The 22,916-nt window shown below is 42.9% G+C and carries 23 protein-coding genes; 11 read left to right on the forward strand and 12 right to left on the reverse strand.

Translation table 11 applies throughout. From position 1 onward, the window contains the following. The first annotated feature begins 4 nt into the window (after window positions 1-4). From WJM94_RS06850 to WJM94_RS06875, 6 genes are all read left to right on the forward strand, one after another. A complete protein-coding gene (locus WJM94_RS06850) occupies window positions 5-1,642 on the forward strand; it encodes a TolC family protein (RefSeq protein ID WP_444493490.1) in 1,638 nt (545 codons plus the stop codon). Next, entirely contained in the window at window positions 1,642-1,845 is a 204-nt protein-coding gene (locus WJM94_RS06855) for a DUF1656 domain-containing protein (RefSeq protein WP_444493491.1), read from the forward strand. Before WJM94_RS06850 ends, WJM94_RS06855 begins: the two co-directional genes overlap by 1 nt. Window positions 1,846-1,857: 12 nt before the next feature. Beyond that, on the forward strand, window positions 1,858-2,745 hold the full coding sequence (locus WJM94_RS06860; RefSeq protein WP_444493492.1) for an efflux RND transporter periplasmic adaptor subunit: 888 nt from the start codon (window positions 1,858-1,860) through the stop codon (window positions 2,743-2,745). Between the two features lie 21 nt (window positions 2,746-2,766). After that, a complete protein-coding gene (locus WJM94_RS06865) occupies window positions 2,767-3,453 on the forward strand; it encodes a potassium channel family protein (RefSeq protein WP_444493493.1) in 687 nt (228 codons plus the stop codon). Then, window positions 3,446-4,594: an AI-2E family transporter gene (locus WJM94_RS06870; protein ID WP_444493494.1), complete on the forward strand. Its 1,149-nt coding sequence runs from the start codon at window positions 3,446-3,448 to the stop codon at window positions 4,592-4,594. The genes WJM94_RS06865 and WJM94_RS06870 overlap by 8 nt, the downstream gene beginning before the upstream one ends. A gap of 210 nt (window positions 4,595-4,804) precedes the next feature. Continuing rightward, window positions 4,805-5,470, forward strand: a complete 666-nt coding sequence (locus WJM94_RS06875; protein ID WP_444493495.1) for a DUF2057 domain-containing protein — start codon at window positions 4,805-4,807, stop codon at window positions 5,468-5,470. Window positions 5,471-5,566: 96 nt separating this feature from the next. Here the strand turns inward: WJM94_RS06875 and WJM94_RS06880 are convergent, their stop codons facing one another. After that, window positions 5,567-6,331, reverse strand: coding sequence for a ferredoxin--NADP reductase (locus WJM94_RS06880; RefSeq protein WP_444493496.1), 765 nt, complete (start codon window positions 6,329-6,331; stop codon window positions 5,567-5,569). A 205-nt stretch (window positions 6,332-6,536) separates the two neighbouring features. On the opposite strand from WJM94_RS06880, the gene WJM94_RS06885 reads away from it, so the two are divergent. After that, on the forward strand, window positions 6,537-6,989 hold the full coding sequence (locus WJM94_RS06885) for an acyl-CoA thioesterase (protein WP_444493497.1): 453 nt from the start codon (window positions 6,537-6,539) through the stop codon (window positions 6,987-6,989). Between the two features lie 83 nt (window positions 6,990-7,072). Here WJM94_RS06885 and WJM94_RS06890 read toward each other — a convergent pair whose 3' ends face one another. Together WJM94_RS06890 and WJM94_RS06895 are read right to left on the reverse strand one after the other, a co-directional pair. Further along, the gene (locus WJM94_RS06890; protein WP_444493498.1) at window positions 7,073-7,291 is read right to left on the reverse strand and encodes a VF530 family DNA-binding protein; all 219 of its coding nucleotides are present in this window, start codon (window positions 7,289-7,291) and stop codon (window positions 7,073-7,075) included. A 156-nt stretch (window positions 7,292-7,447) separates the two neighbouring features. Then, window positions 7,448-8,605, reverse strand: coding sequence for a D-alanyl-D-alanine carboxypeptidase family protein (locus WJM94_RS06895; RefSeq protein WP_444493499.1), 1,158 nt, complete (start codon window positions 8,603-8,605; stop codon window positions 7,448-7,450). Window positions 8,606-8,829: 224 nt separating this feature from the next. On the opposite strand from WJM94_RS06895, the gene WJM94_RS06900 reads away from it, so the two are divergent. Next, window positions 8,830-10,125 carry an alpha/beta fold hydrolase gene (locus WJM94_RS06900; protein WP_444493500.1) on the forward strand — a complete coding sequence of 432 codons (1,296 nt, stop codon included), beginning with the start codon at window positions 8,830-8,832 and terminating at the stop codon, window positions 10,123-10,125. 110 nt (window positions 10,126-10,235) lie between these two features. On the opposite strand, the gene WJM94_RS06905 is transcribed toward WJM94_RS06900, so the two are convergent. Further along, complete coding sequence (locus tag WJM94_RS06905; protein WP_444493501.1) at window positions 10,236-11,558, reverse strand: YjiH family protein; 1,323 nt, start codon at window positions 11,556-11,558, stop codon at window positions 10,236-10,238. Window positions 11,559-11,778: 220 nt separating this feature from the next. Next, complete coding sequence (gene hutG, locus WJM94_RS06910; protein ID WP_444493502.1) at window positions 11,779-12,591, reverse strand: N-formylglutamate deformylase; 813 nt, start codon at window positions 12,589-12,591, stop codon at window positions 11,779-11,781. Between the two features lie 245 nt (window positions 12,592-12,836). Here hutG and WJM94_RS06915 point away from each other — a divergent pair, with 245 nt between their 5' ends. After that, the gene (locus tag WJM94_RS06915) at window positions 12,837-14,222 is read left to right on the forward strand and encodes a formimidoylglutamate deiminase (RefSeq protein WP_444493503.1); all 1,386 of its coding nucleotides are present in this window, start codon (window positions 12,837-12,839) and stop codon (window positions 14,220-14,222) included. After that, window positions 14,215-14,811, forward strand: a complete 597-nt coding sequence (locus tag WJM94_RS06920; RefSeq protein ID WP_444493504.1) for a HutD/Ves family protein — start codon at window positions 14,215-14,217, stop codon at window positions 14,809-14,811. The genes WJM94_RS06915 and WJM94_RS06920 overlap by 8 nt, the downstream gene beginning before the upstream one ends. Before the next feature lie 339 nt (window positions 14,812-15,150). Here the strand turns inward: WJM94_RS06920 and WJM94_RS06925 are convergent, their stop codons facing one another. From WJM94_RS06925 to WJM94_RS06935, 3 genes are all read right to left on the reverse strand, one after another. Then, window positions 15,151-16,161 (reverse strand): Gfo/Idh/MocA family oxidoreductase, encoded by a 1,011-nt coding sequence (locus tag WJM94_RS06925; RefSeq protein ID WP_444493505.1) that lies wholly within the window; start codon window positions 16,159-16,161, stop codon window positions 15,151-15,153. 210 nt (window positions 16,162-16,371) lie between these two features. Continuing rightward, the gene (gene iolE / locus WJM94_RS06930; protein WP_444493506.1) at window positions 16,372-17,268 is read right to left on the reverse strand and encodes a myo-inosose-2 dehydratase; all 897 of its coding nucleotides are present in this window, start codon (window positions 17,266-17,268) and stop codon (window positions 16,372-16,374) included. Between the two features lie 47 nt (window positions 17,269-17,315). Beyond that, complete coding sequence (locus WJM94_RS06935; protein ID WP_444493507.1) at window positions 17,316-18,119, reverse strand: TIM barrel protein; 804 nt, start codon at window positions 18,117-18,119, stop codon at window positions 17,316-17,318. Between the two features lie 425 nt (window positions 18,120-18,544). Here WJM94_RS06935 and WJM94_RS06940 point away from each other — a divergent pair, with 425 nt between their 5' ends. Continuing rightward, complete coding sequence (locus WJM94_RS06940; RefSeq protein WP_444493508.1) at window positions 18,545-19,555, forward strand: LacI family DNA-binding transcriptional regulator; 1,011 nt, start codon at window positions 18,545-18,547, stop codon at window positions 19,553-19,555. 217 nt (window positions 19,556-19,772) lie between these two features. Here WJM94_RS06940 and WJM94_RS06945 read toward each other — a convergent pair whose 3' ends face one another. The 4 genes from WJM94_RS06945 to WJM94_RS06960 form a co-directional block, all read right to left on the reverse strand. After that, window positions 19,773-21,287: a CoA-acylating methylmalonate-semialdehyde dehydrogenase gene (locus WJM94_RS06945; protein ID WP_444493509.1), complete on the reverse strand. Its 1,515-nt coding sequence runs from the start codon at window positions 21,285-21,287 to the stop codon at window positions 19,773-19,775. Window positions 21,288-22,211: 924 nt separating this feature from the next. Further along, entirely contained in the window at window positions 22,212-22,430 is a 219-nt protein-coding gene (locus tag WJM94_RS06950) for a hypothetical protein (protein WP_444493510.1), read from the reverse strand. Window positions 22,431-22,440: 10 nt separating this feature from the next. After that, window positions 22,441-22,605 (reverse strand): hypothetical protein, encoded by a 165-nt coding sequence (locus WJM94_RS06955; protein ID WP_444493511.1) that lies wholly within the window; start codon window positions 22,603-22,605, stop codon window positions 22,441-22,443. A gap of 10 nt (window positions 22,606-22,615) precedes the next feature. Beyond that, window positions 22,616-22,780, reverse strand: a complete 165-nt coding sequence (locus tag WJM94_RS06960) for a hypothetical protein (RefSeq protein WP_444493512.1) — start codon at window positions 22,778-22,780, stop codon at window positions 22,616-22,618. Window positions 22,781-22,916 lie beyond the last annotated feature (136 nt).

A 22,916-nucleotide genomic window follows, 5' to 3' on the forward strand; every position in this document is an offset into this window, starting at 1 on the left:
GGATATGATGCTTCAAAAACTAACAAAACCAAGCCTCGCCATACTTACTTTGCTCGGACTCAGCGCATGTACTACTGTGGGGCCAGACTACGTCCACCCACAGCAAGCTCCTTTACCAAGTGATTGGTCATTACAAAAGGCAGTTCAAGATACGCAGCAATCTGAGCAGAAGATACAGCAGTGGTGGCAACAATTTAATGACCCGACTCTAAATCAACTGGTTGAGATGGCAAGCCAACAAAACCTTGATTTGGAAGCGGCGGGTTTACGTATTGTCCAAGCTCGAGCCTTAGTAGGCGTCGCGACTGGGTTGCAATATCCGCAAGTACAGACGGTGTCAGGTAATTTAGCGCGTGCTTACGTGAACGACCATAGTTTCAATAACGCGGCTCTGTCATTTGACGCAGCGTGGGAGATGGATATTTGGGGCAAATACGCTCGTGGTATTGAGTCCGTTGAAGCAGGATATTACGCAACGATTGCGTCTTATCATGACATCATGGTCACCATCACTTCCGAAGTAGTGCGCAATTACATCAATTATCGAACCTACCAAGAACGTATTTTACTTTCTGAGCGTAACATCGATATCCAAGAGCGTGTTGTCCATATTACTCAAGTCCAGTTTGACTCGGGCAACGTTACCGAACTTGACGTTCAACAAGCCCAGAACCAGTTGTATACCACAATGGCTGCGCAGCCAAGTCTTGAAATAGCGATGAAACAGTCTCGAACAGCGATTGCGCTGCTGTTAGGTGTATTGCCAGAAGAAGTCGACGCTATCCTTTCGTCAAACGGAGTGCCTGAACGTATCGCAGAATACGAAGCACAGTTTAAATCGACCGGAAGAAAAACAGCATTATCTGGAAATGACGAAAACTCGATTGTCCCTCGTCCACCATTATTAGAAACACAAATCGATGCCAACCTGATCATGCGTCGGCCGGACTTACAAGTGTCTGAGATGCAAGCTCGTGCTCAGAGTGCACAAATCGGCGTATCAGAATCCGCGCTGTATCCAAGCTTTTCACTGTTTGGCTCAATCGGTATCGACAGCACCGTCCCAGATGGCAGTAGCTTTAGCTTCAGTGATTCTTTAACAATGGTCGCAGGTCCAGCCTTTAGCTGGAACATCTTCCAATATGGGCGTGTGAAAAATAACATTCGCTACGAAGACGCAAGCTTTCAGGAAACCTTAACCAACTACAACAAGAAAGTGCTTGAGGCCGTTAACGAAGTAACCAATGCACTAGAAGCTTACGACCTGTATTTGCAACAAAAATCGCTGCGCTTGCAGTCCGTAAACTCCTCTATTCGTGCGTTTAATATTTCGATGACGCAATACGAAAACGGTCAAATATCCTTTGAACGTCTTCTGAACTCAGTCGAGAAGATGACCCGGGCAGAAGACAATTACGCGTCTATCAAAGGCAGTGTCGCAAACCAAGTTGTCGCTCTGTACAAATCCCTTGGCGGCGGGTGGCAAGCGCAGACAGGTAAACCTTTCCTATCAGATACGCTAGCCAAGCAGATGAGCGAACGCACGGATTGGGATGGATATTTAGACTCGGAAAACCGTGTATTACCACCACTGCTGATTGAAAGGACTGACAGCACTGAACCTGTTGGGGAGGAGCCGTAATGCCTTATGAACTCTCTTGGGGAGATGTGTACTTCTCACCTTTGCTTCTGGTTCTGTTTCTCGCGGTAACCGCTACCTGGATAACAGTGTTCCTGTTAAACAAGACCCGTTTGTCGCGCTTTATCGCTTTTCCATCGCTAACGTTTATCGCCATCATGGTCTGTTATGTGGTGGCAATTGACAGTTTTTATATTCAATTTTAGGTGCCAAACAAGATGAAAAAACTATTCGTAATTGTACTCAATCTTGTCATTCTTGGTGGCGCAGCCTGGCTCGGCTATCAAAAGTATGAAGAGTATTTTAGTAACCCTTGGACACGAGATGGTCAGGTACGTGCCAACGTAATAAAAGTTGCACCACGTGTATCCGGACCAATTGTGAATGTCGCGATTCAAGATAACCAAGAAGTAAAAATCGGTGACTTGCTGTTTGAAATCGACCCAACTACCTACGAGGTCGCCTTATCTCAAGCCGAAGTGGCACTGGAAAAATCCGTTGTCAGTGCTCGTGGTAAAAAAATCGAATACGATCGCTTAACGGACATCCGAGACAAAGATCGCGGAGCGGTATCTCATAAAGACCTTATTCGTCGAGAGATTGCTTATGAAGAGTCTTTACTACAAATAAAGGCCGCGGAAGAACAGTTAAAGTCCGCTAAGTTGAATCTGAGCTACACCAAGGTTTATGCGTCAGTTGACGGGTTTGTTTCCAATTTAGATATCCGTAACGGTACTCAAGCGGTTGCCAATCAGCCATTGCTTGCGCTTATCGATAAAAACAGCTTCTGGGTATTTGGCTTCTTCCGTGAAAACCAGCTGCAACAAATCGAGCCGGGCAGTAAAGCACGAGTGACCCTGATGTCTCATCCAGAGACACCTATTGATGCGAAAGTCGATTCCATCGGATGGGGTATTGCGCCAAGAGATGGCACCGTGGGTTATAACCTCTTGCCAAATGTGAATCCTGTCTTCCAGTGGATTCGTCTCGCACAGCGCATTCCGGTACGCATTTCGATACATGAACTGCCTGAAGACGTTGAACTTCGATTTGGACTTTCTGCATCCATCATGGTGATGGAAGACTCATCAGAAAACAATGAATAGACACTAAGTGAGAGAACAACCATGGGCATTGGTAAAAAACTCAAAAACATTAATGAAGAAAATAACTTCTTTTATCTCACCTTGGCGCTCATCGTTTTATTAATTGGTAGTGCGTTTGCTCGGGCTGTTGATGAGGGAACAATTGAGCACATATTACACGCCTTTACAATCATCACGTATATCGTCTGCTTTGCTAGCCTGCGATTTGATAAAGCCTGGTCGAGATTCCTGTATACCCTAGTGGGTATCTGGGTGTTTGTTATTGTAATAAAAACGATTTTTCACATCCAAGAAATGAACGTAGTGATGCTAGCTTTAACTTTTGCGTTTTTCTTTGGCACCTTTAAATCGATTGCAAGGCAAATTCTATTTACTGGTCATGTCAACAGTAACAAAGTCATTGGCTCAGTCGCTCTATTCTTGCTTCTTGGTTTGATGTGGGCCATTGCCTACCTCATCTTACTTGAATTTTCTCCAGAAGCTTTCACTGGTATGGAAGCCATATCTTGGGGGCAAAACTTCTCAAATGCTGCTTATTTCAGTTTCGTCACCCTAACAACTCTCGGTTATGGCGATATCAGTCCTCTGACTCCGTTGGCGCAAGTCATCGTTTATTTAGAGGCCATTACAGGTGTGTTTTATATGGCGATTGTGGTTTCAAGTCTCGTCAGTTCCAACATTGATCATCAGGTAAACAAAAATGAATAAACTATCGGAAAGAAATGAAAGTAAGCTTTTCATCAGTAACATGGTGGAATCAGCAATACGTATTGGCTTGATCTTCGTATTGTTTATGTTTACGTATGACATTATCAAGCCTTTCATCCTTCCCGTAATTTGGGGGGCAATCATTGCTGTCGCACTCTTACCAGTAACTAAAAAACTGCAGCGTGCTTATGGCGGCCGACGCGGTTTGGCTGCAACCACCATCGCTTTGCTTGGTATCGCGCTGTTGGTAACGCCACTTGTGATGGTTTCTGGTTCTATTTATGACGGTGCAACACACGCTTTACAAGTACTTCAAAGCGGTGATGTCAAAATACCAGGGCCTAAACCATCTGTTGCAGACTGGCCTATTATCGGTAGTAAGCTCTATGACACATGGACCCTCTTCTCGACTAATTTAGAACAAGCTATCCAAACTTTTATGCCTCAGATTAAGTCAACATTAACCTCCCTGCTTGGCATGATGGGCGGTGCTCTGGGTAGTGTATTACTTTCTATCTTGTCTCTAGCGATTGCCGCTGGTTTTATGACTTATTCAGAATCATTGGCATCTGGTCTAACGACAATTGCAATTCGTACCGCAGGCGACAACGCCAAAAGCTGGGCGACATTGATTGCAGCAACAATTAAAAGTGTATTACTTGGCGTTGTCGGTGTCGCTGCTATTCAAGCGTTGCTGATTGGTGCGGGTTTCTTTGTATTTGGCGTTCCTGCCGCTGGTTTGCTCACTCTCATACTCATGATTTTGTGTATCGCTCAGCTACCCGCCCTTCTTGCTGTGTTACCTGTGATTGGCTACATGTACATGACTCAAGATAGTACGACTGCGACCTTGTTTACTGTTTGGGCTGTCGTAGGTGCGCTATCTGAAAACTTACTGAAACCAATGCTTATGGGTCGAGGAGTGGACACTCCGATGCCAATTATACTGATTGGTGCCATCGGCGGTATGCTCGTCTACGGTATCGTTGGTCTCTTCCTAGGCGCAGTTATTCTTTCAATTTGGTATGAGTTATTCGTTTGGTGGCTAAGCATTGAGAAAGCCCAGCAGAAAGAAGAAATGGGCGAACTACTAGAGGGGGCTGATGACCAAAATGAATCTAGTAATGGTGCAGGTATTTAAGATCACCAAGCCTTAATTCGAGACTAAACATAAATTCAAGCCGTTGCATTGCAGCGGTTTGTTTTAATTGGGGTCACATTTCCATCAAAACAGTTATGAAAAATGAAACTAATGTTAAATTTTCATACTAATGACACTTGATAGTTGCAATCAAACACATAACGATGCACTCTCGATGCTCACTAATAGATAGTGCTTAGGATAAAAACAATGAAATTGATCAAGCCTTTAACTTGCGCGCTTGCTCTGGTAATGAGTAGCATGGCATTCGCTGACGTAACCGTTAGTGTTCCTGACGACGTTTCTGTACTAGCTGCGAACGGTGAAAAAGTGAAGCTTTCTGGCGGCTTTCTAGCTTCAGAAAAAACATTCACGCTGCCTGACGGTTTAAACCAAGTCGTTTTCCGCTTTTCACCATTTTTCAACCAAGGAAATGATCGCGTTAGCGTTGAAAGTGACGTTATCGTCACTCGATTCTCTGCATCGGACTCGAAGTTAACATTCCAACTTCCAGAGTACCGCAACTTGAATGATGCAGAAGAAAACATCAAAGACTTAGACTGGAAACTGGTTGATGCATCTGGCAACGCGATTGCTATTAAGCAAGACAAGCTTATCAAACCTGGTATGCAGATTGGTCGTGATTATGTTCGTGAAGTAGAAGATTACAATAGAACTGGTGGTGTTGCTGCAATTGCCGTTGCTGGCACTATGGTTCAAGCAAGAACTCTACCTGCAGAAATTCCGGCAGACATGAAGCAAGCACGAGCGGCTGCAACAGCAGATTCAACCGCAGAAGAAATGCTGCACTTCTGGTACCAAAAAGCGGATGCTGAAACTAGAGCACGCTTCAAAGCATACATCAATCAACAATAACGTTCGGTTGACCTCAAGTAAAAAGCCACATCATCATGATGTGGCTTTTTGATATTCGAAACGTTGCCCTAAATTCCTAAATTCCTAAATTAACCATTACCAGTAACGTTCATAAATGATATTGCCACCCGTGTTGGTTCGAAATTTCTCTAATCCACTCTTTTGCAACACAGGTAATGTGTCTTTAATCATCTCTGGATTACCACACAGCATGACAAAGCTGCTGGAAGGTGAGAATTGTACATCCGCTCTGTTTGACAGCTCTCCAGAGGCTATAAACTCTGGAATTCGACCTTGTAGCTTACCTTCAACGGCCTCTCTGCTGACTATTGGCACGTACTTTAATCGTCCTTCATAACGCTGTTCCAGATGCTCAATTAAGTACTTATATACAAGATCCTTTTCATAACGAACTCCGTGAACAAGCACGATCTTCTCGTTATGAGGCAGCAATTTAATGTCATCTAACAATGAGAGAAAAGGACCGATACCGGTACCTGTAGAAAGCAGCCATAGTTCGTGAGCTTGTTTTGGAATCGTATCCTGTATCAAATCACCGTGTGCCGTTTCTCCGACATAGATGCTATCGCCGGTCTTCAACTTTTGCAGTCTTGGTGACAATTGACCTTGTGGGTTGGCGACAATCAAAAATTCTAACCAGTCAAATTGTTCACTTGGAGCATTAACCAACGAGTACGCACGACTGACTAGATTCCCTTCGTCATCCAGTAAAGCAAGCTTAGTAAACTGACCAGCTTTAAAGGAGAGCGGAGCGCCAGACACTCTCAAGCTGAACAAATCATCGGTCCAATCTATTCGCTTCTCTACCCTGGCGAGATTGAAGTTTTTCACTTCTGCCATGAGACTTCTCCCTTTTAGCTCTTCTCAACTAAACTTACGCTTCCAACCTCACTATGTAAAGCATAGAGTTTACATAATCATCTATCTTAATTCACACTTAGTGAACAATTTTATTACATTATGAGGAATTACATCTAGAATAAATACTCAGATTAATAAGTAGCCTCACAATTTGTAGCAACGTTGATGAAAAAGGAAACATAAAATGGACACACAACTGAAAGACTTCCCTGTAATCACTGAGATTAGAGTTGCTTGGGGAGAAATGGATGCCTTGCAACACGTCAACAACGTAGTCTATTTTCGCTACTTCGAAACTGCCCGTCTCGACTATTTCGAAGCAATTAATTTGCTCGTCGACCTGCAAACCTCGCAAATTAGCCCTGTTCTGAGTGAGACTCAGTGCCGCTACAAGTTACCTGTTACTTACCCAGACACCCTTCTGGTTGGTTCTCGTGTTATCGACATGCAGGGCGACCGCATGACGATGGAGTACCAAGTGTTTAGTAAGAAGTGGGGAAAAATTGTGACTGTCGCTACTGCAACAGGCGTGATGTTTGATTTTAAGAATAATGTGAAGACTGCAATTCCTGACAAAATTCGCCAGTCAATACTGGATTTGGAAGCAACGGTAGGAAGCACCCACCATTTGGAGTGATCAGAATATATCTAAATGGTGATGAGAGATTCCCGACTGCGCTCATTCGTCGCTCTCGGGAATAATTTTCTTATCTACTGTGCTTAGCAAAAAGTCTCAATGTACAGCGCTTCAACTTTGTCTCTTGCCCACTGAGTTTTACGCAGAAACTTCAGCGAAGATTTAATAGACGGATCGCTCTTAAAACAATTCACGCGAATGCGCTCGTACATGCCATTCCACCCAAAGTGCTCGACCAGGCGGGTGACGATTTTTTCTAAACTCAACCCATGCAGTGGGTTATTTGGTTGTTCATTACTCATGGTATAAATCCAATTTTATCTACTGTACGGCGCGTGCCGCTGGCTAATCTAACTCAAACCCACTCTGCTACCTAATCTTATTAATCCTAAGCATACAATGAACAAAAACAGCCCGGCTATAAAAGCGGGCTGTTGTTAGTACGACGCTAGGTTCGGTTAGTTAAAAAAGGACTTCACCCATAAAACAATACTGTCCCAAATCTGACCAAACCAAGAGGCTTGTTCGACAGCTTGATTACTGACCAGCGGGTAGCTGGCCACGGTTTCATCATTATTTTTCCAGACGACTTTACCAATCACATCACCCTGATTGATAGGTGCCATCAAGGGCTCATTCAACTCTACGCTTTTGTCTAGACTGGCCGTCATTGCACGCGGTAACGTCAAATAGGCATCCTTGGCAAAACTGGCGTCAACTTGGCTGGCTTTCCCCTTCCAGACACGAACTTTTGATTCCACTTGCCCCTGAGTAGCAACCTTTTTCGTGTCATAAAAACGGAAACCGTAGCTGAGTAAGTTCTTCGACTGGCTAACCCTTGCCTGCGGGCTTGGAGTCCCCATGACAACCGAGATCAAACGCATTTTCCCTTCAGTCGCCGAGCTAACCAGACTATATCCGGCATTACTTGTGTACCCTGTCTTTCCGCCGTCTACATTTATCGCGTTATCCCACAGCAGCTTGTTGCGGTTGTATTGAGTAATATCGTTCCACTTAAACACTTTTTCGTTATACAACGCGTAAACATCAGGAACGTCACTGATGATCGCTTGCATCAATTTCGCCATGTCGATAGGTGAAGTTTGAATCCCCTCACTATCGAGCCCATGTGAGTTCACGAAATAGGTATCTTGCATGCCTAGCTTTTCAGCCCAACCATTCATCAATGCTACAAAGCCACTTTCACTGCCTGCCACGTGTTCAGCAAGCGCTACGCAGGCATCGTTTCCAGATTGAATGATCACGCCACGCATTAAATTCGAAACGCTGATTTCATCTTTAGGTTTGATGAACATTTTTGAAGAGCCGGGAAATTTTTCTGACCACGCATTTTCACTGACCGTCACAATAGAATCCCAGCTCAGTCGACCCGCGTGGATCTCCTGCCCAACAACGTAGGCAGTCATTAGCTTTGTTAAACTAGCAGGCGCTAATCCGGCTCTCCCATTTTGCTCCGCTATGATAGCTCCCGACTGAAAGTCCATCAGCACATACCCTTTAGCCTGTAACTCAGGTGGGCTTGGCGTAACCACCGCAAAAGCAGGCACGCTCACTAAACAAGTCACGATCATCCATCGAGCCAGCGACAATTTCATTTAACATCCTCCACAATTAGCACTGCACTTTGTAGCAACTCTATTGAGCATAGCTCACTCAATCCGTTGCACCAGTCGCTAATCGTTTAATTTTCTTGAACTTACTTCGATTTTACATAAGAAAGCGGACTGTCGTGCTACACCTTGGTTAATGACAAAATTACAAGTAAAGTAACGGTCGTAAGGTCTACAAGCCGATACCCAAAAAGGAAAAAGAATAAACAATGAATGCTCAATCATTTATCGATGCAGGATTGCACTACACTCCCTACACATTCACCGTTCCGTTGGATTACCAAGACGACAGCAAAGGTACAATTGAGGTTTTTGCTCGCTCAGTTTGCTTAGCGAGTGACGAAGACTCAAATAAACCGTGGTTGGTGTATTTTCAAGGCGGCCCGGGCTTTCCCTCTCCACGTCCAAACGGCAATAACGGTTGGATAAAACGAGCGCTTCAAGAGTACCGAGTGTTGCTGCTTGACCAACGAGGCACGGGAAACAGCTCGGTGATCAACCATCAAACACTGGCGCATCTTACGCCACAACAACAAGCTGAGTACTTAAGCCATTTCAGGGCGGATAATATTGTTCGAGATGCTGAGTTTATTCGTCAGGAGATCGGCGTTGAAAAATGGGCAATTCTTGGCCAGAGCTTCGGCGGCTTTTGTTCTCTTACCTATCTATCCTTGTTCCCGGATAGCCTGCGTCAAAGCTATATTACTGGTGGCGTACCGTCTGTTTCTCGTCATCCTGACGACGTCTATGAGGCGACGTTTAAACGTACCATGGATAAAAATCACGCGTTCTTTCAGCAGTTTCCTAAAGCGCAGCAACTTTGCCAGAACATCGCTGATCACCTTCTTGAAAACGAAGAGTTTCTTCCAAACGGTCAACGTTTTACCGTTGAGCAGTTTCAACAGATTGGTATTAATTTTGGTGTCAGTGATACCTTTTTACCGACTTATTACTGGCTGGAGAGTGCACTTATCCATGTGAATGGAAAACCTCAGCTGCGTTACGAGTTTCTGAGCGATATGTTGGCTCAGCAAAACTTCCAAACCAATCCGATTTACGCCATTTTGCACGAGTCGATTTACTGTCAGGGATTCGCTTCTAACTGGAGTGCACACCGGGTACGCCAGTCACATCAAGCGTTTGCCTATGAAAAAGGAAAGTCATTCTACTTCACCGGGGAGATGGTCTTCCCATGGATGTTTGACCAATACGTCAACCTGAAACCCCTTAAAGAAGCGGCCGAGATATTAGCGAGCAAGGGCGACTGGCCTGCACTTTATGACGAAAAGCAGCTGGCAATGAACAAAGTACCGGTAAGCTGCGCTGTCTACGCTGACGACATGTTTGTGGAAATGGAAATCAGCCGCGAGACGTTATCCTTAATGCCGAATTCAAAGGCGTGGATCACTAACGAATATGAACATAATGGTCTGCGTGCTGACGGTGAACGTATTCTGGATACCTTAATTGCAATGGGTAATCAGACTGCCGCTACATTGGTGTAGCTGGGTACGTTGATTCCCAAGCTTAACGGCTCAAACAAAAATCCCCACAGTGAACGCTGTGGGGATTTTTATTTTTTGCGTAGCAGCGTAAAGCGTTTCGCTTTTAACGATCAACCTAGAACAAAGTGTTGAATTGCAAACGCCACAGGGGAGCTTAGAAGTAATGTCAGCACCGTACGCTGGAACCACACCACAAGGATTTGTTTTACGGAGATCGGAATCTCAGTCGACAAAATACAAGGGATAGAAGCCGAGAAGAACAGAATTGAAGAAATAGAAATCTGTCCAATGACAAAGCGAGTGATAAAGTCACTCTTCCCAGCAATAAGTGCAGGCAAGAACATCTCTGCCAGTCCCGTTGCTGATGCTTTAGATACCAACATTGGATCTGGCATCTGTGCTATCCATGCGAATGGGTAGAACAAAAAGCCTAACCATTCAAATACAGGGGTGTATTTAGCTAAAAGCAGACCAATCAAACCTACCGACATTATCGATGGCAAGATACTCATCGCCATCAACAAACCTTCTTTTAGATTTTTGATAATACTGCTGATGACAGGTTCGGACTTATCTGCAATTTGCAGCCCCTCGTTCACCGCTTGCTTAATGCGTGGCAGATCGCTGTCCGTTTCGTCAGCGACAGGTTTTGTATCATCTAAGCGGCTTAATGGACGTAGTCGAACAGTGATTGCGGTAACAATGAAAGTCAGAACTAGTGTACTCCAGAAAAACAGGTTCCAGATGTCCATTAAACCTAAGGTTTTCGCAACAATGACCATGAACGTCGCAGACACAGTAGAGAATCCTGTCGCAATGATGGCGGCTTCTTTTGCCGAGTACTGACCCGATTTGTATACGCGGTTTGTAATGAGCAGACCGATAGAGTAGCTACCTACAAAAGAGGCAACCGCATCAATTGCAGATTTACCGGGGGTTTTAAAAATCGGTCTCATGACGGGTTGAAGTAATACTCCAACTAGCTCCAGAAGGCCAAAGCCGATTAAAAAGGCGAGGAAAATCGCACCAACAGGAACAATAAGTCCAACTGGTACAACTAATTTTCCGAACAAAAATGGCAACATGTCTTTTTCAAACAGCAGTTCAGGCCCGAACGAAAAGAAAGCCATCAAAGCAGTGACAACACCAACGACTTTTAATACAGAGAGGATTTTTTGAGTAACGTTAGTATTCCAGGTTCCTGAAATGAAAGGGTATATACCACCTGCGATAATCATCATCACAGCATAGATTTCTACGCCTTTTGGAAAAGAGACACGCAGCCAGGAAACCATATGATCCAGGGGTATCGTTGACTTAGTGTTGATTTCTACAGGGACAAAGAAAAAGACTATCCCAATGAGACTAAAAAGTACCAGTTTGAGTACCGATGACCAAACCGGTTTAGTGAGCGCAGGTTGAGTTGTTTCCATTTAAAACCTTCCTTAGTTATACCCATCTTCCTTGAAACGGCATCGGCTTTAGTGCATTTAAGCTCCCCCCATCGCATATTCATATGCTGATAGACGAAATCGAAATGACCACCGAATGTCCCTTCAAGTAATTTGTGTCTAGCCGATCAACGCACAAATCATAGGAGATATGTGCATTGATACATTCCTTGCTAAATTCTCAGAGCACTCTTGCTCTTGCTTATATTTTTGTATTTAGTACCGCGCTTAAAATGGCTTTAAGTTGAGATTTAACCGCCGCAGACTTCTCAGCATCCAGCTCGTAACGTCCTAGTGCCAGAGCGTCATTGTTCAGATAAGTATCTTGAGACATTTCCAACTGAATGGCGTGAATGTTCTCACTTGGGTTACCGAACCCTCGTGTAATGAAACCACCTTTAAAGCGGCCATTCAGCACTTGACTGTAGTTATCTGACACGGTTTCCATTACCGCATCGACAATGGCTGAGCTACAAGACTCTCCTTGGTTTGTACCCCAGTTAAAATCAGGCAGCGTGCCTTCAAACAGCATTGGGACTTGGGCGGCGATGCTGTGAGCGTCAAACAAAATCGCGTAACCATGAATCTCTTTTAAGCGCGCAAGCTCTTGCTCGATAGTTAAGTGATAAGGTTGCCAAATTTGCTGTTTATAACGTTCATGATCAGCTTCAGTCGGCGCTTTACCTTCAAAAAATACCGGCGTGGAATCAAACAGAATTTCAGGGAACAGACCTGTTGTTTTGGTGGTGTATAGCGGTTTGTCATCGAATGGGCGATTAAGGTCAATCACATAGCGAGAATAGTTTGCGGAAATGACGCTAGCCCCGAGCTCTTTTACACACTCATACAGCTCTGGAATAAACCAATCTGTATCAGGTAAGTGGCGTGCAGCATCTGTTAATCCTTGTTCAACTTCAGGAGTCAGGTTTAACCCTGAGTGCGGCATGCTCACCAGTAATGGCACGTTTCCCTGATGAAATTCGAACGGTGATGACACTATAGTAGGTTGAGTCATTTGGCAGACACTCCGTTATCATAAAATCAAATGTATATACATTTATCAACATAACTGTCATATACCGTAGTTGCAAGCTTCAAGTTATTAAAACAAGCTCCGCACTTCAAAATTTCGTTCAATAATCACCCTGATTTTTGTACAAGAATTAGTTAAAAAATATAACTTGTATATACATATAAAGCTCAATTAAACTAATTTGCAACATGTATGGTCATTACTATCTATAGAACTAGGAATCCACTATGACAGGGACTCAAACACGACATTACTTTTTTGCTGAAAGAGCTTGGCTTAATCAGGGTTGGCAAAACAACGTCTTGTTCGAAGTGACGGATGGCGTGTTTACTCGTATCGAATCAGATTCTGAAGAGCCAAATAATGCGGTGAAGTTATCAGGCCCTGTGCTGCCGACGATAGCTAACGTTCACTCGCATGCATTCCAAAGAGTAATGGCTGGCATGGCAGAAGTGTGTTTGAACCCTAATGATAGTTTCTGGAGCTGGCGTGACCTGATGTACAAAATTGTACAGAAACTATCTCCAGAACAAGCAAATGTTATTGCCACTCAGCTGTATATCGACATGCTCAAGGCTGGCTACACTCAAGTGGGCGAGTTTCATTATCTTCATCATGATGTGGCAGGTAAGCACTATGCAAATCGTGCCGAAATGTCCCATCAGTTAATCAATGCTGCTGATCGTTCTGGTATTGGATTAACTTTACTTCCAGTTCTCTACTCTCACTCAGGTTTCGGTGCGCTTGCACCAAATGAAGGTCAGGCACGCTTTATCCACTCTTCTCAATCCTATTTGGATTTACAACACCAGTGTGAACAGGCATTAGCGGGCTCAAAACTGCATAATCTTGGTATTTGTTTCCACTCATTGCGCGCGGTTACAGAGCAACAAATTAACGAAGTGCTGGGTGAATTAGATAAACAACGAATCGTGCATATTCATATTTCTGAGCAGCAGAAAGAAGTCAATGACAGTATTGCATGGAGTGGACAACGTCCTGTTGAGTGGTTGCACGAGCATATTGGCTTGAACAAACGCTGGAACCTTATCCACGCAACACATTTAAATGATCACGAACTCAACGCTATCGCGCATAGTGGAGCGGTTGTAGGCTTGTGTCCAACAACAGAAGCGAACTTAGGTGATGGTATTTTCCCGGGTGTCGAGTTTGAGCGCTTGAATGGTCGTTGGGGCATTGGTTCCGACAGCCATGTTAGCCTTTCAATTGTGGAAGAGTTGCGTATCTTAGAATACGGACAACGCTTGCGTGATCAGCAACGTAACCGTCTCTACCGTGAAGAACAAGTCAGCATCGGTGATAACCTGTTTAAGCAAGCGCTAATCGGCGGTAACCAATCTTGTGATGTAGAACTTGGCTTGTCTGTGGGAAGCCGAGCGGACTTTATGGTTCTCGACGATACACATCCGTTCATTGGCGCTAGCGAAAACAAAGATGTTCTAAATCGTTGGCTATTTGCGTGTAGTGAAAATGTCGTAAAAGATGTCTTTGTTGCAGGTCAGCAAGTGATTGAAGACGGTCGTCATGAACTCGATTTGGTAAGCCGCGCTGAGTTTACTCAAGTGATTAAAAAGGTGATTTACGATGCTTAATCACAGAGACATATTTAGCATTATTCCTCAATCTGACTATCTTCGCATGCCGTGGAAAAACGGTTTAGGAGAAACACTGGAAATTGCCGTAAGTCGTGAAAACAATGAAGTGCAGTATAGGGTGAGCCAAGCAGCAGTAGTAGAAGACGGCCTGTTTTCTGATTTCAGCGGATTGCATCGCACCCTTATTTTGCTCCAAGGTCAGGGGATGTTGTTGACTCATCAAAACGGTGAGAAGACATCTAGCCACGAACTGAAACAGCCATTATCCATGGCGAAATTCGCTGGCGGTGATGTAACTCATGCCTCACTAACCGATGGGAAGATTGAAGATCTCAATATTATGGTGAGAGAAGGTAAAGTGACATCGAGGGTTGAAGCGGTGTTTTCTCCAGCTTCGTTTATGGCTGAGCACACGGACAGCACGTTATTCAGTGCATTCTACGCCAATAGTGATTGCGTTTTAGCTATTGAGTCTAAGTCGGCGCGACAAGAAATACACCTAAAAAGCCAAGACACGGTACGTTTCCATCAGCCCGTCAACACCACCTTGCTTAACGGAATGGGCGTTAAAATCAGCATTATGTGATTATTGTTCAGCAACTTGCCAACAAGCTGATATAGAGAAACCAATGCACAGGGCATATCTACTCGTCATCATCTCCTGACATGAGAATGGGGAGTATCTGTGCCCAATTAACCATTCCGATGCCACTCACTTAATCGTCTTTTTTGTTACCAATCTAAAGGCTGCAAGTGGGCTAGTGCAGTTCTTGCCGTAAGTTATTCAGTTGTCCACATTCCCGGAAAAACGTAAACATAATTTGTGTCAATGCTACTAGGCGTGAAGACTGACTTATACACGACCTAATAGCATTGGGGGTGTAACCTAACTACCAATTTATGCAATAACGAACTTCACTGAGCACTATTTGTAGAACTCTGGAGTTTCTGGTAAGTCGATATCGATGACCTTACCTGTAACGCGCGCTTCAGCACATGCATCTGAAGTAACCGCTGCGAAGTAACCATCCCATGCAGTTGGACCATTAACTTCACCAGCGTGTGTTGAATCAATCCAATCTTGAAGTTCGACGTCATACGCTTCAAAGAAGCGGACTTTCCAATCTGTCAGAATATTTGTAGAAAGTTTTGCATCTTTACGAGTCAATAGACTCATTGGCTCTGGCAGATTAGCAACGCCCTCTTCTCCAACAACCTGACATTGAATGTCGTAACCGTATTTACAGTTAACAAAAATTTCAGCATCAATATGGATACCACCACGAGTCTCTACGATGACCATCAGTGGATCCTGTAGCTTCGCGTGCGTGTATTTAGTACGTTTCGGATTGATAACCTGAACAGATTTGTAATCGTCACCAACTAACCAGCGCAATACATCGATTTCATGGATGAATGTATCCGAAAAAGGCATATCACCGTAGTAAGCTTCTGGAACTTCAGGGTTTCTGTGAGCACAGTGCACGAGCAAAGGCTCACCTAAATCACCATTTTCAATTGCGGCTTTAAGCAATTTGTAGCCAGCATCATAACGACGCATGAAACCAACCTGTACCAGCTTTTTGCCTGCAGCCATTTCAGCTTCAACAATACGTTTGCAACCTGATGCCGTATCAGCAAGTGGTTTTTCACAGAACACCGGTTTACCCACTTTGATCGATTCAAGAACAAACTCTTCGTGCGTTGGTCCCCAAGAGGTCACAACAACAGCATCGACGTCAGATGAGTTAATCAGATCCTTACCATTAGCGTAAACTTCAGCTGGAATATTCTCTTCGCTCAAAAATGCTTTGACTGCATCTGGATCCACATCTGTCGCAGCAACCACTTCTGCACCTTGCAGAAGGTGATGAATTCTTTTTGCATGTTCTTTACCGATGGCACCTAAACCAATCACACCTACTTTTAAAGTCATGATATTCGTCCTTTAATTTTTATTTAATATATAAATACAAAACCGTTCTCTGAATTGTAGATAATTTGAATTTTATATTAATAAATACAAATTACTTATCTAACAAAATAGAATTAATTAAAACGTATTTTATAAAACTGATAGTTGAGAATTACATTTATATAAATTAGCCGTTGTTACTTAATTTATAATAAATGAAGCAAGTTGATTTTAAATTCCAGCAACTTCTCGGATATATTTTCGCGCTTTTTGTGCGTACTCTAGTGGATCTGCAACACCAGGGTCCTGTTCGGCTTCGATAACCATCCAGCCTTCATATCCGGTTTTATCCAAAGTTTCAAATATAGGCTTAAAGTCAATGACACCATCGCCAGGAACGGTAAAAGCCCCTAAACGCACGCCATCAAGAAAACAGCGATGTTCGTCTATAACTTGTTGACGTTTTTCATCACGAATATCTTTTAAATGGACGTGTGGAATGCGATCTACATGTTTATCTAATACTTCAAGGATGGCTTCTTGTTTGCCTTCTGAGTAGTAAATATGACCTGTATCCAGAAGCAGTCCAACATTATCGTTCGTCATCGCCATAAATCGGTCTATCTCAGCCGGGGTTTGAACACCCGTACCCATATGATGATGCAGACAAACTTTCATGCCCTTTTCCGCTGCGAGCTTAGCAATTTTATTGTAACCATCAGCAACACGTTGCCATTCTTTATCAGTCCAGTTTGGCTTCTCTTCAAATACTGCTTTTTCAGTTCCCTGAATACTTCCACTTTGCTCGGAGCAACCAATAACTTTTGCACCCATTTCATGTAAGAAATCCATATGCGCAACAAATTCAGTGATAGATTGATCTTCTTTGCCATCTGCAAAGAAAGTACTAAACCAAGCGTTACAAATTTGAATACCGCGAAGCGCGAGTTTCTCTTTTAGTACTTTCGTATCTTTAGGGAACTTACAGCCTACTTCACTACCAGTGAATCCAGCCAAAGCCATTTCACTGACACACTGCGCAAATGTATTTTCTGCTCCTAGACTTGGTAAATCGTCGTTTGTCCATGCAATAGGCGCTGCACCAAGTTTTACTTTATTTTTGTCCATTAAAGGCCTCCTAATACAGAGTCCATCATTAACAAGTTAATAATGGGTTAAATACGCTCAAGGATGAATTCGATACTTTCTTTTGCTGCTTCAACGTGGTCTGGCAGATCCCACACCGGAGCAGAGAATGGTTCAAAAGAGAAATAGCCTGTGTAACCAGCTTCAAGCAACTGTTTGATTTGGCCAACATTATCCAAACGGTCTTGGGCATTTATCATCAAACGGTGTGCGTCTAGCATTTCTTCAAACGTGATGGATTCGTCTTCAACACCTGAAATATGAACTAAACCAGTCTGTTGTGGGAACAATGCAGTTTCACATGCACCTTTGTGGTGGAATGTGTCGTGAACGATTTTGAACGTATCTTCAAAGCCAAGCTCTTCAATCACTTCAACCGCTTCAGCTTTAGTACGAAGGGATGAGATAGGGAAGCCTAGTGGCTCGACATAGCCTTTGATTCCATGTTTATCGAAGAGTGCTTTAAGGTGCGTTAATGACTCTTTAACTTGTTCCTTCGTACGTGAATTACCATCATTTAAAGGACATAGAACAAGTGCTTCAGCACCACATGCTTCTGCTAATTCAGCTAATTTTTCTGCTTTCTCTTTTAATTCGTTATCCCATACATTAAACGGGTACACCGCATTAATAGTGAGAATTCGAACACCTGCAGATTTTGCTTTCGCGCCAATAGCTTTAGCTTGCTCAACAGAAACCAGACTATTCTCGTTTACGTCATTACGTAATTCGACAGCATCCAATCCTAGTTGTACCGCATAATCGATAAGCGCTTCAGCCGATACTTTTGGACATAGCATGTGATTTAAAGCAAATTTAATTTTGGTGAACATGTTTACTACCTCGTTATAATTTCACGTTTGTAAAAAGTAAAAATTTATATACGGCCAACTAAGGAATAAACTTAGTAAATGTCGTCCCAAAAATAGTATCGATATCATATCGATTTTGACACTTATGTTTTGATGGGTTTTCATCAATCAAATGTGATCTAGATTAAAATCAGTTAGCCATCGCTCGTAAAGCGTGATTCATGTGCGCTATGAGATTATTGACTTGTTATAAACTGGTATTCCGGTCTTCGTCTTAACGAAAGAACTAAAATATAAATTGAGTAATTATTCTATGAATTCGTTGTTGGGGTTATTTCTAGAAATTTAAGGTGACCTGACGTATTGTCAGTGTTAAGTACAATGAATATTCATTAAGTGATGCCGCTTACCCTCCTGAACAACTGCAGTATACGTATTAGAGAGTTATGAAGAAATCAACTTTTGCTGTAATAGCAGAAAAAGCACAGGTAGGAATTGCTACCGTAGATAGAGTTCTAAACGAACGAGGCGGAGTGTCCCCTAAAACTGTCCAGAAAGTTATTGCTGCAGCTAAGGAGTTGGGGATTAAGCGTACACTACCGGAAATATACCAAGCTCCTTGGAGGATTGAACTTATCCTCAGTCAGAACCCTTCACAATTTTTCCAGTCTTTATTAAAAGGTTTTAGCAAAGTCGCTCAAGGGCATCAATATCGCAATTTCCGTTTGCGTTGCAGTTTAGTTCCTGAGAGCCAGCCTGAAAAGCTAGCCAATCACCTAAAGAACAGCGCCGATAAATATGACGGCATTATCGTCTTTGCAAATGACAATAACATAATTTATCAAGCGCTTGAAGAATGCCATAGCGAGGGAACTCCTGTCATCACTCTTGCGACTGACTTGCCTGATAGCAAAAGATTATGTCATGTTGGAATCGATCAGTATCAGATTGGAAGAACAGCCGCTTCCCTAATGTCTAAAATGCTTCCAGAGCAAGGCCAGATCATTCTTCTCAGTGGTCGATTCGACTACCAGGCTCATATACAAAGAATGAAAGGTTTCCAAGATGCAATAATAAAGCGAGATAACATTACGTTAAGCGATGTTTTATATGGCGATGACGATAAAGAAACAATACGGCGTATTTTGAATCAACAGAATAAAAATGACATCATCGGTATTTATAATTCCGGGGCAGGAAACAAAACAATAGGTAACTGGTTATCAAGTACAGGTAAAATCGGCTCTTGTGCTTTCGTCACCCATGAACTTTATCATACAACGGAAGAATTGCTTAAAAATGACGTACTTTCTTTTACCTTAGACCAAAATGCTCAACGGCATGCGGAACTATCGCTCGATATTATGTTTAATCACTTATCCAATGGCTACACTCCCGATATTTACATTGATGGTAAAGTACCGTTTAGAATAATAACGGTAGAAAACATGACTTAGCAAACTTATACCATTAAAAATACACGCTTAGAAACAGTAATTTTTATCTATCAAAATAATAGTATTCACAAACTATCCGCTATTATTTTAGGAAAGTTTTGTATATAAAAAATGCTGGCTCTTAGCCAGCAAAAATATAGAAAAAGGAAGCGCGCTCTTCCACGCGCTTACCTATTAGGGCCCCTACCATGCCCTATCAAACAGTTAAAAGATCTGATTATCCTAACGTCGGCATATTAAATGAGCTTGAATGCTGCTCCAGACGAACATCACTTGCAGGCCAGCGACTAGATACTGTTTTCATTCTTGTGTAGAAACGAACGCCGTCATTACCGTGCACATTTAACGGACCGAAAACAGAACGTTTCCAACCACCAAAACTGTGGAATGCCATTGGTACTGGGATTGGGATATTGATACCTACCATGCCAGCCTGGACATTTTCACTAAACTGACGAGCCGTTTCGCCATCGCGAGTGAAGATTGCCGTACCATTGCCATATTCATGACGGTTAACCAGTTGAATAGCGGTTTCGAAATCCGGTACGCGAACAATCGCCAGAACAGGACCAAAGATCTCTTCTTTATAAATAGTCATGTCAGGTGATACGTTATCGAACAGCGTTGGTCCCACAAAGTATCCATTTTCATAACCATCGACACTTAGTGAACGGCCATCGATAAGAAGATCAGCACCTTGCTCTACGCCAGAGTCGATGTAACCGATGATTTTCTCTTTGTGAACCGCCGAAATAACAGGTCCCATGTCATTCTCTTTACCTTCGACAATGCCAGGACCAATCGTCATTTTGTCAACGCCAGTGCTCAGTTTATCGATCAAACGATCTGCTGTTTCGTCACCCACAACCACAGCAACAGAAAGTGCCATACAACGCTCACCGGCCGCGCCAAATGCTGCACCGATAATCGCATTAGATGCCATATCTAAATCTGCATCTGGCATTAAGATACAGTGGTTTTTAGCGCCACCCAGTGCTTGGCAACGTTTACCGTGAGCCGAAGCCGTTGAGTAAATGTACTCTGCGATTGGCGTTGATCCAACAAAGCTCACAGCTTGAACTCGTGGGTCAGTCAGAAGAACATCAACTGACTCTTTGTCACCATTCACGACGTTAAATACGCCATCAGGAAGGCCCGCTTCAGAAAGTAGCTCTGCCAGAATCAAAGAAGTTGTTGGATCCTTTTCTGACGGTTTTAGAACAAATGTGTTACCAGTCGCAAGTGCAATAGGAAACATCCACATTGAAACCATCGCCGGAAAGTTAAATGGTGTAATACCCGCACAAACGCCTAGTGGTTGCATTAAAGAGTGGCTGTCGACACCTGTTCCCACGTTAGCAGAATGCTCGCCTTTCTGAAGGTGCGGAATACCACATGCAAACTCAACAACTTCCAAGCCTCGGGTGAGCTCACCCATAGCATCTGAGTAAACCTTGCCGTGCTCAGTAGAAATCGTTTTGGCAAGCTTGTCCATATTAGCTTCCATTAACTCTTTGAACTTAAATAGGATACGAGCACGTTTTAATGGTGACTTTTTCGACCATGCAGGAAATGCCTTAGCAGCAGCTTCAATTGCCAGTTCCGTTTCACTCTTTGAGCTAAGAACGACTTGGCGAATTTGCTCACCAGTAGCTGGGTTAAATACTGGAGCAAATTTGCCGCTTTGGCTCTCTTGAATGCTTCCATCGATATAGTTATGAATAGTCTCCATGACCAACTCCTAATTTAGACTGACTTGAGCGACTTGTTTCGCGTTGTAGTTGTGGATGTTTCTATCTAAAAGCATTAACTAATCTCGACAATGATCTGTGTTTTGAAGATAAGTTTGCTTTTGGTTATTGAACGAAAGCAATTGTATGAAATTTATTTTTCATTTTCAATATTAATGAAAAATTTAATTTACACTTTTGAAACGCCAGATCACAAAAAGCAACATACGTTAATCAGAAACAGCATGAATCCTGTACATTCAGGGCGTTTGTTATCAGGAAATCCAGGGAATGAATGAGGATTGAACAGAAGTGGAATCGTGTTTTTGAGTTAAAAAATGGAAAGCAGATCGACTTGAAAAGGCAAAATTAGTGTTGGCACATGAGTGATCATCTGCGCCTGAGATAAAAATTTTTAGAGGTGCTGGTTAACAAGCGACTGGAACACCGCATTAGTGGTATCCGTACACTGAGGTCTGAGCTGATGATTCAATTAGATTGGCTGATGTTCCCTGCAACGACTGACAGCAGGAACGTCCTTGATTAAATTGGAAATTAACAGACTCTGGCGAGCCATGTTTTTGGGTGAGATACGTTATTGTTCTTCTCGAACTACATCCAGTTTTTATAGTGGACTTTGCCACTATCTTACTCTGCTGTTTTCACGTGGTGGTAATTTAGGTCAATCATCAACACTGCCATTTGGTGTTTTCGTTCACCTGGCTGTCAATGCTATTCCTCGATCATAGTGCCACCAGCTTTGAGGCTCATCTTAACACCCTAGTCGGGTAGACTACTCAACTTTCCACTATTCCCGCGAAGCATTACTGCTTCTTTATATACAAAATTTCTGACAACATGCGAGGTGAGTTCTCTCATGTACCTCTAGGTTTAAAACCATTTAAGCAACTGTTTTAAAGTATCTTTTATACATTAAGTGCTGTAAATGATGTAACTAGAAGTAGCAGAAAATAAAATTCACTACCGTTGCTCTTGGTCAACATAGGTATGTTGTTTTGAACAAACTCGTTGATGATAAGCTTTAAAGACTTTTGGTTTGCTTTCATCTTGATGTTGTTTGTTTCTGGGTTTTCTTCCGCGTCTTTTACCATGTAGTACGCGTTATAAGCGACTGCTCCGTACATATCATTATCCTCAAAAAGTTTGGGTTGCTTGTGGTTTTGGTACTGCTCTGCTGAAAAACGCCGTAAATGAAAAACGCTTTTTCTCTTTCTTCACAGCGGCTACGTCTGAAGATACCTGATTCTCGCGAGCATCTTTAGCCATATAGTAAGTGTTATATGCGATAGCACCGTACATATCATTCTCCTTATAAAGTTTGTGTTGTTTGTGGTTGTAGTACTGCTTTGTTGAAAAGCGCCTTAAATGAAAAACGCTTTTTCTCTTTTTTCACAGCTTCTACATCTGAAGCTACTTGGCTCTCGCGAGCATCTTTAACCATATAGTATGCGTTATATGCAATAGCACCGTACATAATTTACCCTCCAAAAGGTTTGTAAGTTTCCTACATCTTCGGGTGTAAATATAGATCCAGGTCACACATAATGCAATAGATATTTTAATATTTTCACAAAATAAAATAAATATTTCTTCCACGCCGTATAATCAAT

This window comes from Vibrio sp. YIC-376, from assembly GCF_052353105.1.
In the GTDB taxonomy this organism is placed as follows: Bacteria; Pseudomonadota; Gammaproteobacteria; order Enterobacterales; family Vibrionaceae; genus Vibrio.